At 57.9% G+C, this 13,491-nt stretch carries 10 protein-coding genes; 9 read left to right on the top strand and 1 reads right to left on the bottom strand.

The genetic code is table 11. The features are described from left to right. Window positions 1–35: 35 nt before the first annotated feature. A complete protein-coding gene (locus FHS27_RS04535; protein WP_184302220.1) occupies window positions 36–3,608 on the bottom strand; it encodes a DEAD/DEAH box helicase in 3,573 nt (1,190 codons plus the stop codon). On the opposite strand from FHS27_RS04535, the gene FHS27_RS04530 reads away from it, so the two are divergent. From FHS27_RS04530 to FHS27_RS04490, 9 genes are all read left to right on the top strand, one after another. Beyond that, window positions 3,607–3,936: a hypothetical protein gene (locus FHS27_RS04530; protein WP_184302219.1), complete on the top strand. Its 330-nt coding sequence runs from the start codon at window positions 3,607–3,609 to the stop codon at window positions 3,934–3,936. The two genes, FHS27_RS04535 and FHS27_RS04530, sit on opposite strands and share 2 nt — an antisense overlap. A gap of 88 nt (window positions 3,937–4,024) precedes the next feature. After that, on the top strand, window positions 4,025–4,354 hold the full coding sequence (locus tag FHS27_RS04525; RefSeq protein WP_246419083.1) for a membrane or secreted protein: 330 nt from the start codon (window positions 4,025–4,027) through the stop codon (window positions 4,352–4,354). Window positions 4,355–4,867: 513 nt separating this feature from the next. After that, window positions 4,868–5,902 (top strand): c-type cytochrome domain-containing protein, encoded by a 1,035-nt coding sequence (locus FHS27_RS04520; RefSeq protein ID WP_184302218.1) that lies wholly within the window; start codon window positions 4,868–4,870, stop codon window positions 5,900–5,902. 399 nt (window positions 5,903–6,301) lie between these two features. Then, the gene (gene ppk1 / locus FHS27_RS04515) at window positions 6,302–8,560 is read left to right on the top strand and encodes a polyphosphate kinase 1 (protein WP_246419082.1); all 2,259 of its coding nucleotides are present in this window, start codon (window positions 6,302–6,304) and stop codon (window positions 8,558–8,560) included. Window positions 8,561–8,613: 53 nt separating this feature from the next. Beyond that, window positions 8,614–8,970: a hypothetical protein gene (locus tag FHS27_RS04510; protein WP_184302206.1), complete on the top strand. Its 357-nt coding sequence runs from the start codon at window positions 8,614–8,616 to the stop codon at window positions 8,968–8,970. Continuing rightward, on the top strand, window positions 8,970–11,486 hold the full coding sequence (locus tag FHS27_RS04505) for a hypothetical protein (protein WP_184302203.1): 2,517 nt from the start codon (window positions 8,970–8,972) through the stop codon (window positions 11,484–11,486). Before FHS27_RS04510 ends, FHS27_RS04505 begins: the two co-directional genes overlap by 1 nt. Beyond that, window positions 11,483–12,532, top strand: a complete 1,050-nt coding sequence (locus FHS27_RS04500; protein ID WP_246419081.1) for an ABC transporter ATP-binding protein — start codon at window positions 11,483–11,485, stop codon at window positions 12,530–12,532. The genes FHS27_RS04505 and FHS27_RS04500 overlap by 4 nt, the downstream gene beginning before the upstream one ends. Before the next feature lie 207 nt (window positions 12,533–12,739). Further along, window positions 12,740–13,123 (top strand): hypothetical protein, encoded by a 384-nt coding sequence (locus FHS27_RS04495; RefSeq protein WP_184302200.1) that lies wholly within the window; start codon window positions 12,740–12,742, stop codon window positions 13,121–13,123. A gap of 21 nt (window positions 13,124–13,144) precedes the next feature. Beyond that, a complete protein-coding gene (locus tag FHS27_RS04490) occupies window positions 13,145–13,477 on the top strand; it encodes a hypothetical protein (protein WP_184302198.1) in 333 nt (110 codons plus the stop codon). Window positions 13,478–13,491 lie beyond the last annotated feature (14 nt).

The raw sequence follows: 13,491 nt of genomic DNA, 5'->3' as shown, positions 1-13,491 counted from the left end.
GAATATGGAAAAACGATGAAGATCCGATGAAGTCTTTACGCCATCTCGTTTTTGATCAGATTGATCAGGTCCTGCGTCTGCAGTCGGGCGGCCGCATCGGTACCGTCGAGCACGCCCGCGACGAGTTCGCGTTTGTCGGCGTGTAATTGCAGGATCTGTTCCTCGATCGTGCGTTCGGCGACGAGTCGGTAAACCGTGACAGGGCGTTCCTGGCCGATGCGGTGCGCACGGTCGGTGGCCTGGTCTTCCACGGCGGGGTTCCACCACGGGTCGAGGTGCAACACGTAATCGGCCGCGGTGAGGTTCAGTCCGGTGCCCCCGGCTTTGAGCGAAATCAGGAACAGGTCGCCTTCGCCGTTTTGGAACGCGTCGACACGACGTTGCCGTTCATGCGAAGGCGTCGCGCCGTCGAGGTATTGATACGGAATCCCGCGGCGGTCGAGCACTTCACGGACGACGTTGAGGTGTTTGACGAATTGGCTGAACACGAGTGCCCGGTGGTCGCCGTCACGCAGTTCATCGACGAGCGATAGCAGCAGTTCGAGTTTCGCCGAGGTGCCTTTCCAGGTCGGTTCGACGAGTGCGGGGTGACAGGCGAGTTGCCGGAGTCGGGTGAGCCACGACAGCGTTTGAATCCGTCGGCGGCCTTCGTGTGATTTGGCACCATCGGATGACGCGTGCGTCAATTCCGCGAGTGCGGCCAAACGAGCGTCTTCGTAAAGTTTGCGTTCGGCGTCGCTGAGTTCGGCGCGGAGAGTGATCTCCGTCCGTGGCGGCAATTCCTTGAGCACTTTGTCTTTGGTACGTCGCAAGATGAACGGGCGAACCAGACGCGCCAACGCTTCTCGGCGTTCGGCGTCGTTGTGCCGTTCGATCGGTTCGGCGAATCGGCTGCGGAACCGCTGCCACGACCCGAGCAATCCGGGGCTGAGCGTGCGGAACAAACTCCACAGTTCGCCGAGGTGATTCTCCAGCGGCGTGCCCGAAAGGCCGAGTCGCCAATCGGCTTCGAGCATTCGGATCGCTTGGGACGTTTTCGTTTGCGAGTTCTTGATGAACTGAGCTTCGTCGAGAACGAGTGTGCTCCAGGGACGCGTGGCGAATCGTTTCGCGTCTCGCTGCATCAATTGGTAGCTGACGATCAGGACATCGCCGGGGCCGGAGATCTTGATGATCTCGTCACGGTCACAGTCGCGGTATAGAACCGGTTTGAGTGAAGGTGCAAATTTGGCCGCTTCACGAACCCAGTTTTCCCCGACGCTCGTCGGTGCGATCACCAAGGCCGGGCCTTCGGAGGCGCGGTCGATCAGGATGCCCAGCGTTTGTACCGTCTTACCGAGACCCATGTCATCGGCGAGGACGCCGCCGACGCCCCATCGGCTCAAACGTGACAACCATCGATAGCCGTCGAGTTGGTAATCACGCAAGGTCGCGTCCAAACCATCGGGCCGATCCGGGTTCCAATTTGAAAGTGATTCGAGGCGTTCGATCGCTTGATGCCACGCGGCGGTGGCTTCCAGAACGACGTCATCGCTGAGGACTTCCTGAGCCATCGGGACCGCGGCACTAGGAAGTTTGAGTTGTCCCTTTTCGGCGACCAGTGTGTCGGCCAGTTGGGTCAAGCGGCGACGGAACGCTTCGCTGATTTTTGCAAATTTGCGATCGCCCACGCGAACGAGTTGACGGTCTTCGCGGACGGCGATCAACAGATCTTGCAGCGGCACTTCCACGCCGTCGATCGTCACCGACCCGGTCACACCGAACCAATCGGGGGAATCGTCGATTTGAACGCGAAGCGATTTCGGGGTGATCTCGCCGCGAACACGGAAGGTTTCGCCTTCGGGCCAAACGATCCGCGGTGCTTCTTCGCCCGCGTCGTGCAACCGGCCGAGCAGATCCAGGGCCGCGTGATCGCTGACGGCGACCCACTCGTGGTCTCCGTCGCTGGAAAGTTTGTTTAACCCGAAACGTTCGATGATTTTTTGCGAATCGGTTAACTCGTTGGTCAGGTTCCGTTGGACACGAACGGGCCCTTGGTCGCTGAGACAGGGGACGAGTTCGGGTGGTTGGCCGGGGACCGGATCGTTCCGGAAGCGTCCGTCGTGAACACGCAGTGCGACCTTCAAGCCCGCACCCGGACGTGGTCGCATTTGCAGGATCAGTTCGCATGTCGTCGGCTGGATCGGGCCTGCCAATTGAGGCGGCAACGAAACATGGATGAAGGGATCGATGGTTCCTGCCGAGAGCGCGAGTTTCGCCGCTGACTTCTCGTCGAGCATTGTGTCGCGGTAGTCATCACGCAGGAGGAATTGCACCAGACCGCTGGCGGCGGAATCGTTCAGCGTGCAAACCACCACCCGGTCGCTTTTGCGGTCGGCCAGGACAACGACCGGTTCGACGGGGCTCGTTTGACCAAAGATGACTTCGCAATCATGCACATCGATGTCGATGCCTTCGACGGAAAGCCGAGGGCGAAACTGCACCGCGATCGTTTCGCCCGGTGGCAGTGCGAGCACGTCGTTGGGCGTTCCGCTCGGGCCGTCGTTTGCGTTCTCGTCGGTTGGGTTTGCGACGGCGGTCAGTGTGGCTGTGCTGGTTTCGGACTCAGCAATGTCGCCGGCGGAGGAGTTGTCGGTGCCGACGAGTTCGCCGAGTGATTTCGAACGCGACGTTTTCTTCTTGGTGTTCTTTTTGACGGAAGACTTCGTGCCGGTTTTCGCCGTCGATTTTGATTGCGCCGGTTTGGCTTTGGCCGCCTGGTCCACTTCGACGGGCTGCAACGTCAGGCTCAATTGGCTGCTGAAGACTTCCACCGGCGATGCGTTTTGGTCGTCCCACATCACGTTCTCGTGACCGGCGAGCAAACGCAGGGCTTGGAACATTCCGAATTGATCTTCACGGAATCCGTGCGTCGGGATCGACGTCAACGACGCGACTTGGCTGTCGAGCGGATCGGTGAGTAGGTTTTGTTCGAGCAGGTCAAAGCTGCGAACCTCGCGGCCTTTGGTCCAACCCTTGCCGCCTTTGCGTTGGCGTTGTTCGAACGGTGTGATCGTCAGAGGCGTGGCTTGGGAGGCGATGTTGACGCGCAGGCGCCACTGCAAACGCGACGGTTCCTGGTCGGACGGTTCGGGGCGAGCGTTCTTGGCCCGCCGCAATAACTCGTCGACGAACTGCTTGCCCGCGGCGACCGCGTCAGCTTTTAGCCCACCGAGGAATTCGATCAGTTGGCCGTTGCCTCGTCGGCGAGCCATCTGTTCCTGCAACCACCATCCCGACGCCAGCGTGTGGGGACAGCGCAGGTCGCGTTGATGCGAAACGCATCCGCACTCGCAGTCGGCACGCAACTGCATCGCTTCCGCACCGGGATCGTCCTGATCGAACTGGGGATGAACGGTGATCACGACGCTTTGCAACCGTTGACGGTTACCTTGGACTTGGAATTCAAAGCGAACGCCGTCATCGCCCTGGGTCAGCGTTGGCGTTTTCACGCTCATCATGGCCGCCCGTTTGTCGAACTCTTGATCGTGAGAATCGACTAGTCGTTCGATCGCTTCGCCCAACAGCAGCCCGAGCGATCCGATTTGGTCCTCGGCGATCCAATCCATGCCGTCATCAATCCCATTGGTGGAAAAACAAGCGTTCCCTAAGTCGTCTCGCACCCGTGGTCCTGCCAAAGATGCCGTTTTAGGAAATTCGAGCGAACCAGGGTACACGTCAGGGGCCGAGAACGCGATGGCTGATAAGAATTCTTTCTGTGGCGGGGAGATTCAGGACACTAACGCCCCGGTCCGTCCCCCGCCGATGCGATTCGGCATGGAGTTTGCGTCCGCCATGATGCTGCGGAGCCGTGTTTTCCGCGATTCACGCACCGATCTGATCAGCCTATGGCGATTGATTTCGGATCGATCGAATCCGTCCAGTCGAGTTGCCTGAGTGGACGGTCCGAATCGGAATCGGTGTTCGAATCGGCTCGGCGAACGAATAACCAACCGACGAAATGACCCAACTGTGGTGCCAAAACATGTCTCAACGCCAAATGCGCATTCAATTGCTCTACCTCTTTCTCGCCATCGGCTGCGCCGCGGTTTTGACCGCGGGGTGTGACGCCCCGGTCGGTGACAGCGAAGTCGACTCGCTCGAAAACATCGACACCAGCTATTCGGATTCGATGTTCGATAACGGCACGTCGTTGGAGGAGTACGGTCTCGAAGGTGAAACGCCCGGAAAGACATGGGCGTCCCCGGATGGCGAACCGGATTCCGATGTGAAGCCGGATCAAGCATCAGACGCACCCGTCAAACCGACCTTCCAATCCAACGCGGGCACCGGCAGCAGCGACGAAAACCGTTAACGCTCCGTCGCGGCGTACCATTCCGGGCAGCGGATAAACATTCTGCAAGGTTACCGACGCGGCCATCACGCTCTATACAACACCCTCTGAAACCGCGTGCGATTGCGTAATCGTATGCGGTTTCGTTGTATGGGCGATGCGTGTTGCCGGTTTGGAAACCAGGCTGGTTTGTAAATCGCCAGAGGCTCAGTTCAACGGTTTGGCTTTGTTCGCTTTCGTTGCGGTTGAGCGTGGTTGGTGGTGGGGCGCAAATCCTACTACAATGCGATTTTTCAGCTGAAGAAACTCGCCTTCCCACCTTGGATGCCTCCCCGGCGGCACGGATTCACCATGCTTACCTCTCCACACTCCACACGTTCCCACCTCTCACCTTCAAACTCACCTTCTTCTCATCAGACGCCGCGCCGACGTTTCTCTTTCGGTCGTTCATGTGACGAGACACTCACGCGGTCGATCGGAAAAACTTCTCGGTTCGTGATCGCCTGTACCGTTTTCGTTGCGATGTGTGTTGTCATGGGGGCAACCGTTGCTCATGCGGATGAGGAACCGACGAAGGAGACCGTTGATGTCGTTGTGATCAAACGCATGGCGGTCGATGAAGACGGACGCGTTGTTAATTTCGTCCGCGACATCGCACCGATCTTTCGCGAACATTGCCTCGAATGTCACGGGCCGGACGAAGCCAAAAATGACTTTCGCATTGACGATCCTGATTTGGTGTTTGATTACGTCGAGGCCGAGGACGCGATGTCGAGCAGTCTGTTCACCGACTACATGACGACCGACGATGATGACATGTTGATGCCGCCACGAGGACACGGTGGACCGCTCAGTGCCGGTGAATTGGCGTTGGTGCGTTTGTGGATCGACGAGGGAGCAAATTGGCCCGAGGACGCGATGCTCGATGGGGCCGGTGCTCCGTTACCGACGGTTGAGGAAATGTCGGTCGAAGACATGGGGTTGGTGGCTCGCGTTTGGTCGTTCCAAGGTTTCTTGCATCCGGCAACGGTTCACTTTCCGATCGCGATGTTGGTGGTCGGCGCTTTGTTCGTCGTCCTGGGATGGAAGTGGCCCGCGGTCGGAACACAGATCCCGTTGGCGTGTCTGCTGATCGGTGCGGTCTCATCGATTGCTGCAACGATGATGGGATGGTCATTCAGCGTAGAGAAGGGTTACGGATCGTGGAACCGATTCGATTTCGATGCGGAAATTTTTTGGCACCGTTGGTCGGCGGTGATCGTCACGGTATCGGCGACCGTGTTTGCCGTGATCGCCCTGATGTCGCTGCGTAATCCTTCCCCACGGTTAACCTCGACTTGGAAGATCGGTTTGCTGCTGGTTGCGGGGTTGGTCGGCGCGGTGGGGCACCAGGGCGGCGAGTTAACGTACGGGAAGGGCTTTTATCCGAAAGCGTTCAGCATTCTGCTAGGCAAGCCACTCGAATCGGACGAGACGGAATTGATCGAAGTCGAGGCGGTCGAGATCGAGGAGTCGGATATTGAGGAAGTCGATGCGATCGATCAGCAACCACTCGCTGCGGCCGACTGAGTTGGGACTGGCTAAGTTGTCCGGCCAGCTGAATTGTCCGGCTGACCGTTTTCGCGCGATCGCCGGGGCGGTCGCTGTTTGGTGAGGTCCGCCGTCTGGTGGGCTCCACTGACTTTCGAGCTCCGCTCAGGCTTTTGAGGTTCGCTCAGGTGGGCGTGTCGGTGTGCCACCCGGACGGTATCCCGTTTGCCAACGTTGAAAACCAATCCTTGCCGAATCGATGCGAATCCGTTCGGCCGCCGCACGAATTGGCCACCGCAGAATGCCGTCCACGAGTGGTATCGGGAGGTTGGCTCTCGGTTGTTATGCTTTCGTGGCCGGGACTGCCGTCGCCGGGTTTCGGCCCGCCGAGTTTTCGTTCTGTCGTTTCACCTCCACTTCTATTGCGAGACTGTTTCGTTGTCACCGACCACGCCTGAAACTGCTGAACCACGTTACCTCAACCGAGAACTCGCGTGGCTCGAATTCAATTCGCGAGTGCTCGACCAAGCGGACGATCCCAAAATGCGGTTGCTCGAACGGGCGAAATTCCTCGCAATCACGGGATCCAACCTCGATGAATTCGTGATGGTCCGTGTCGGCAGTTTGAAATTACAGAGCAGCGGCGGGGGCGGTCGGCGTGACCCGGCCGGTTTAACGGCGACGGAACAATTGCTCGCCGTGGCGGTTCGGTGTCGTCGTCACGTCGCTCGGCAATACAAGATTTTGCTCGAAGACATCCAACCGGCGTTGGCCGAACGCAACATCACGCGGATCGATTTGAACGAATGCAGCGACCGCATCGAAGCGGCGGCGCGGCGACATTTTCAAGACGATGTGGTCGCGGTATTGTCACCGCAGGCGTTGCACGATCGACGGTTCCCGATGTTGCCGGGCCTCGGCATTCATTTGTGCGTCGAGCTTCGCGGTGTCGCGGAACTGGCACCGCAGAACACGCCGAAGATCAAACGGGCCGACGATGACGAGTCCGGGCAGGCGTCATCGAAGCAGCCCGAAGAACTCGAACCGCAGTTCGCAGTCATTCCGCTCGGACGCACCCTTCCGCGAATCGTGCCACTGCCATCAGACAAACATCACGGCGACAAGCACGGATCAGGCGAATCGAGCAGTTCACGCAGTGGATCGCATGAGAGCGGATTCAACTACGTCTTGCTCGAAGACTTGGTCACGCATTTCGTTGATGAATTTTTTCCCGGTCGCGAGGTCGTGCAGTGCAAACCGTTCCGAATCACCCGAAACGCGGACGTCGAGTTGCGTGAAGACGGCGCGGGCGATTTGCTCGGCGGCATGGAGGAGGTCCTCGAGAGTCGTCGGTTGTCCGATGTCGTTCGGTTGGAAATGGATTCCACCGCGAGCGACGCGATCCGCAACTACCTGATGGAGAGTTTTTATGTCGATCCGGACTACGTTTTCCAAACCAACGGTCCGTTGGATCTGACGTATCTCTTTGGGCTGCACTCGCTCAAAGGTTTTGATTCGCTCCGCGATGAATCCTGGCCTGCCCAACGCAGCCCTGCGATCGATCCGTCCGAACCGATGTTCGCGTCGATCGCGGCCGGCGACATCATGTTGATGCACCCGTACGAATCATTTGATCCGGTCGTGCGATTGATCGAAGAGGCGGCGACGGACCCCGACGTGCTCGCGGTCAAGCAAATTTTGTATCGGACGAGTCGTGACAGCCCGATCGTGGCGGCGCTCAAGCGGGCGGCCGAACGTGGGAAGTACGTCACCGCGATCGTGGAATTGAAAGCACGGTTCGACGAAGCCCGAAACATCGAATGGGCTCGCGAGATGGAACAGTCCGGCGTGCAGGTGATCTATGGCATCCGCGGATTGAAAACGCACGCCAAGGTTTGCATCATCGTCCGCCGCGAACCGCAGGGTCTCGTTCGCTACGTTCACTTCGGAACGGGTAACTACAACGAAGTCACCGCGAGCCTGTATGGGGACGTTTCGATTTTGACGAAAGACGAAACGCTCGGTACCGACGCGACCATGTTCTTCAACGCCGTCACCGGCGCCAGCCAACCGCAACCGTTGCAACAGCTCGCGATCGCTCCGCTGACCCTCCGCCGTACCGTCTTGGAGATGATCCGGGGTGAGACCGAGCGTTCGAAACAGGGACAGAAAGCAGAGATCATTGCGAAATTGAACGCGTTGGTGGACACCGAGGTGATCGACGCGTTGTACGAGGCCAGCCAGGCGGGCGTGAAGATCCGGTTAAACGTTCGCGGTGTTTGCTGTCTGCGTCCGGGGATTCCCGGGTTGAGCGAATCGATCCAGGTTGTCTCGATCGTAGATCGATTTTTGGAACACGCCCGCGTGCTGTATTTTCGGCACGGCGGCGACGCGTCAATCTTCATCAGCAGTGCGGACTGGATGCCTCGTAACCTCGACCGACGTGTCGAACTGTTGGTGCCGGTGATCGATCCCGCCATTCGTAAACGGTTACGCGAAACGTTGCAGTTGTATTTTCGCGACAATCAGAACGCGTGGGCGATGCAGCCCGATGGCAGCTACAAGCGGATTGTCGCGGGCAAGAAACAGAAACCGTTTCGTGTCCAGGAAACGCTTTATCGAAACACGATCGATTCGATTCGGCAGCTCAAGCAGAGTTCGCGGATGGTGTTTGAAGCCCACCGACCTTCGGACTGAGATTTCGTTTCTCGGTTGCACGTCGGCGTGACAGATTCGTTACACTCGTCGGTATGCCTAACGAATCGTCAACTTCACCGGATGTTCATCCGTCGTCCATGCAGCCGATCGTGCGGAGCCGTGTGCTGCCCCGGGTCTCGTTTCGTGCGATGATGGTTTGGACGGTGATTGCGGCCGTCATCGCGGCGGTCGCGAGGGCCGCCGGCGACGGGGCGACGTTCGCCAAAGCGGTCACTGCTGCGGTCGTCTCAATCGCGTTTTTCTTTCTGCTCGCCGGATTCGCATTTTTAATGTCATGGGCGACGGCCAAGCTCGTGATCGGTAAATTCGATAACTCACGCGAAGGCAACCCGTTTGCCAAAGATCAATTGCCCCCGCAACTGCTCAAGCCACGCGAACCGGAACTGTGATGGCGTTTCTCGATCGCTCGGATTGGAGGCTACGTTCGGCGTGCGTTGCCACCGCGTTGTTGTGCGTGCTCGCGGTGCCGGGGCGGTTGCACGCTCAGTCACGTGGAACGTCGTCAGTTGATGAGTCGTCGGAGCCCGCTCGGTTTTTAAACAAAACGACCTCCAATGCCGTCGTGTTCCCCACGTCCGCCAAGAACCGTTTGGGGTGGCGAATGGTCGTGCGGACTCCCTCGATATTGACCGCGGACACGATGCGGGTGGAAGTTGATTTCACAACAACAGGTGGCCCCACCACTGCGGATTTGAATCTGAACCTGTTGCTCACGCCCACACCCTTGGGACATGCCCCGCCGCAGTCAAGTCTGCGTGCTTCCCTGCCGCTTCGCATTCCCGAAGGCACCAGCCAGATTCGATTCGCCCGTCATCTTCCGAAGTCTTCATTCGGTAACTTTTACAACGTGCAGTTGCTCGAGGACGGGCGATCCGTTCCTGATTGCAAAGCGTCGATCGGCGATCAGGTCACTCGACGTGACTCGGCCATGTACATCAACCAAAGCCAACAAATGCAGTGGCGAGCTTTGTGGGTTCAGTCACCGATTGATGAATCCTCTCGCGTGGAATCGTTGAAACTGTGGTCGATGGTTAACGGTTCGTTTCCCTATTACACCGCCGCAACGCCCGAGGAATGGGAGCAGGGACTCCGTCGAGGTGATAGCGATGGCGACGCGGCAGTGGTCGCGTTGGTCCAACCGGAGGAACTGCCTCATGATTGGCGGGCGCTGCGTCCCTACGATGCACTGTTGATGCACGGCGATGATTGGCGGTCGATGTCCGACCTCGGAACGCCGGCCGCTGCGGCTCTTCGCCAATGGATCCAGGCCGGGGGAATCTTGATTCTCCGTGGAACGACTGCTCAGGATCATGAGTCATTGCCTGCGGACCGTTACCAAGTTGCATCACGAGAATCGCTGAACGAAGCGACGCAACGAATCTTGGCAATAGCGGGACAATACGAAACGCTCGCACAATCCAACAACGAAGGCTTTTCTCGCGAGATGAGTTACATCGTGACCACCGAGGAGGACATGCAGCTTTGGGAGGAGTGGTTGCCAAAGGCCGCACAGCAATTGCGTGAATCGCTGCGTAACTACACCACCTATTTCGCGAGCCAGAAAGCGGGGGTTCAAGCGAGAGACGAGTTGGCCGGGATGATCATTTTCCTGGGCGAGCGAACGCCGGAGAGTGGTCTCAACGTCAATCGTGACGATTCAAGTGCGAGTGAAGACGAGGAGGTTGATGGGCCGCCTGAATCGCCCTCGATCGAGGTCATGCAGTGGGCTGCCGCGTCGGAACTTGCTCAGTGGCGTCGGTCACGATTGATCCGCAGCGGCGTGGATCCGATCATCGGCAGCCAACGTTTTTTTCAGTGGGTCATCCCTGGCGTGTCGCAGCCACCCGTCTACACGTTCATGGGATTGTTGGGCGTCTTTGTTGTCCTCGTCGGGCCGGTTGCCTATCGCAAAACCGCGAAAGCCGGACGCAGCTATTTGATGTTCGCGATTGCCCCGGTTTTGGCGATCGCCACGACAGCCGCGATGCTCGGCTACGGCGTGATCGCGGACGGTTTTGAAACCCGTGCACGAATACGACAAATCACCTGGGTCGATGGGGAGAGCGGCGATGCCAGCACCCGGTTCCGCTCGACGTATTTTGCCGGCATTCGTCCGTCGGAGGGGTTGAGCTTTCCCGGCGACAGCGAAGTGACGCTGTATCCCGACAACCAATCACGAGGTTGGGAATCAAGAGTCGAAGATCGGTTCGAATCCCGCGGGCTCGTTGTGGCCACCGATGGCGAGTTGATGTTTAGTCGTGACTTCCTGCCCAGTCGTCAGCAGCGGCAATTCGTAGTCCATCGTCCTATGCCAGGGTGGGGACGCGTTCGGACGAGCGAGAATGTGTCTGATGCTCCACTGCCGGTAGTTGAATCTCTGTCGGAGAAAAACGTGTTGATGCCGACCGGTAGGGTCAGCGATGAGAAACCGCTCGAGGGCCCCGCGTCAATCATGGTCCACTGCGAAGGCCCCGTGCCTTTGAATGAAGTCATCGTTTGTGATTCCAAGCGGCGATACTATTTTGCTGAGCATGTTGATGCTGACGCCTCGGCGGTCGCCGTTCAGATCAGCAAGAAACACGCATCCGAACGGATGGGCGAGATGTACAAACGCCAATGGTTAATCAGTGCCGTCGTCGAACGTCGGAAAAGCAACTCGGCGTACCGGCAAGACTACGAAAACGAGATGAGCGATCTGCTGTCCGATCAACTCAATGCGTTTCAGAGCGTTGTCAAACCGACCGATGGAGTCTTTGAGTACGAACTTCAACAGCGAATGCAGTTGCAGTCGGATTTGCCGGCGAACAGTTTTCTCGCCCTCGCCGACCTGACCGAAGATTCGATCGCAATCCCGGGGGCAAACGTGACCGACAGCATCCACTACGTAATCGGGTCGCTGCCATGAGCGAAGAAACCACCATCGCCCGCGAACTCGAGAACGGAGCAGTGCCTCCCCAGACCTTGCTCTCTCCTGCCCCGGTTCACGCCAATGGCAGCGAATGTATCGAACTGCGGCGGTTGTATCGGTACTTCGGAAAGACGAAAGCCGTTCATGACATTTCGTTCTCGGTCGCGCGGGGGCATGTGTTCGGCTACATCGGGCCTAACGGAGCGGGCAAAACGACATCGATGCGGATCCTCTCGACGCTCGATTTGCCGAGCTATGGTGATGCGTTCGTGGACGGTTTTTCGGTCGTCAATGATCCTGAGTTGGTTCGACGGCGATTGGGTTTTATGCCTGATTCATTCGGTACCTATCGTGACGTGAACTGCGAAGAGTACCTCGATTTCTTCGCCCGCGCGTATGGCCTCGTCGGACGCCAGCGGACACAGCGTTTGAAGTGGGTGCTCGAGTTCACCGGCACCCTCGGTATGAAAGACAAGCCGATCCGTGGACTGTCTAAGGGAATGAAACAGCGGCTGTGTCTCGGCCGCGCCCTCGTTCACGATCCTGCCGTGATGATCCTCGACGAACCCGCCGCAGGTCTCGATCCGCGAGCCCGGATCCAGCTCCGCAAGATGATTCGCGAACTCGCCGATCGTGGGAAAACGATCCTCATCAGCAGCCACATCCTGACCGAACTCGCCGAGATGTGTGACGCCGTCGGGATCATCGAACAGGGGCAATTGCTTGCCACCGGCAGCGTTGACGAGATCCAACGACAACGCAACCAAACCCGCGAAATCACCCTCCGCATTCTCGAACGGGCCGACGAGGCCGCCGAACAGCTTTCCGCGATCCAGCAAGATCCCGACGCCGCGACTCATGTGCTCGGTGAGATCATCCTCGATGGCGAACTACTGCGATTTGGATTCGAGGGCGAATTGCGAGACCAAGCCGAATTGGTTGCGTGGTTGGTCGGTCAAGGTTACGCGGTCGCCGAAGTCACCTCCCACCGCAAGAGCCTCGAAGACGTCTTCTTGCAAGTCACTGAAGGCTTGGTTCAGTAGGCGGATTGCGAAGGGCGATTGTTGCGACCAGCCGAAGCGTATCTCTCGACGATGGAAATTCAAGTGCAACGCGTTCGCGTTCTGATTCGTCTTGGATTTTGAAGCACGAACGATTCGAACCACACGAAAACCAACACGTCCGACCGTTGTGTCTTGTGCGAGTCCCGATCCAGAAAGCCATCGTTCAACAAGCATTGGAACGTTTTCATGCATGCGTCTCAGTACTTTCGAATGTATCCGGGGCGATTCGGATTGCGGGAGCTCATTCAGATTTGCCGTCCAGTGAATCCGGTGTCGGTATTGATCGCGTGGAGCCTGGATCGATTGCGAATCATACCCATTCCGCCCAATGTGTTGCCACACCACGCCAATGTCTTGGATTGTCAAATCATGTGGGGAAACCTACCTGATGCGGTTCAGGACTATATGAAACCAAGGATTGAAGAAGTGCAAGCATTGGGTTTCGAAGAATTGCTTCTCGAGACTCAAGAGTGCGTCGATGGTAACAATTTAATGACAACCGGATACGGCGCAGTGTTGCGATCGCAGGATCAGCAATCGCTACTGAATATTGCATTTTCAGTTCACTAGTCCGGTGTGTCCCAGGGGTTGGTGTCGATCCTCAGTTGGACTTCTGAGTCGACGCTCATCGCAACGGTCAAAGGGAAGAAGAGCTTTGGCGGTCTTGGTTATAGCGACAACGTTTATCATCCCGATGCGGCGGTCTCGGAAATCGTTCAAATTCACAAGGAGCGACTCAAGTCCATTGGCGGTCCCGCACGACTGATCCGCTCGCGTGATGACCTCGTTGCTAGCTGCAACGATTGCAATCGGCTCTGGATTGAAGCATTGTCGAAAATGGGCGTTGTTGAGCCAGTCGAGTTTCAAGCCAAACGTGTCGACGATGCCGGCAACCCGTACGCTCCCCCGGAGATTCTTTTCTGAGTTGGATGAGGCAG

Origin of the sequence: Aporhodopirellula rubra (assembly GCF_014192335.1) — a bacterium.
Lineage (GTDB): Bacteria > Planctomycetota > Planctomycetia > Pirellulales > Pirellulaceae > Rhodopirellula > Rhodopirellula rubra.
Note: the sequence above shows the minus strand (reverse complement) of the source record. Positions and strands in the feature narration are given on the sequence as shown.

Coding starts and splice junctions, on each gene's coding strand:
- FHS27_RS04530 (WP_184302219.1), top strand. CDS start 3,607: ATGCCGTCATCAATCCCATTGGTGGAAAAACAAGCGTTCCCTAAGTCG.
- FHS27_RS04505 (WP_184302203.1), top strand. CDS start 8,970: ATGGCGTTTCTCGATCGCTCGGATTGGAGGCTACGTTCGGCGTGCGTT.
- FHS27_RS04510 (WP_184302206.1), top strand. CDS start 8,614: ATGCCTAACGAATCGTCAACTTCACCGGATGTTCATCCGTCGTCCATG.
- FHS27_RS04535 (WP_184302220.1), bottom strand. CDS start 3,608: ATGGATTGGATCGCCGAGGACCAAATCGGATCGCTCGGGCTGCTGTTG.
- FHS27_RS04500 (WP_246419081.1), top strand. CDS start 11,483: ATGAGCGAAGAAACCACCATCGCCCGCGAACTCGAGAACGGAGCAGTG.
- FHS27_RS04520 (WP_184302218.1), top strand. CDS start 4,868: ATGGGGGCAACCGTTGCTCATGCGGATGAGGAACCGACGAAGGAGACC.
- FHS27_RS04525 (WP_246419083.1), top strand. CDS start 4,025: ATGTCTCAACGCCAAATGCGCATTCAATTGCTCTACCTCTTTCTCGCC.
- FHS27_RS04495 (WP_184302200.1), top strand. CDS start 12,740: ATGCATGCGTCTCAGTACTTTCGAATGTATCCGGGGCGATTCGGATTG.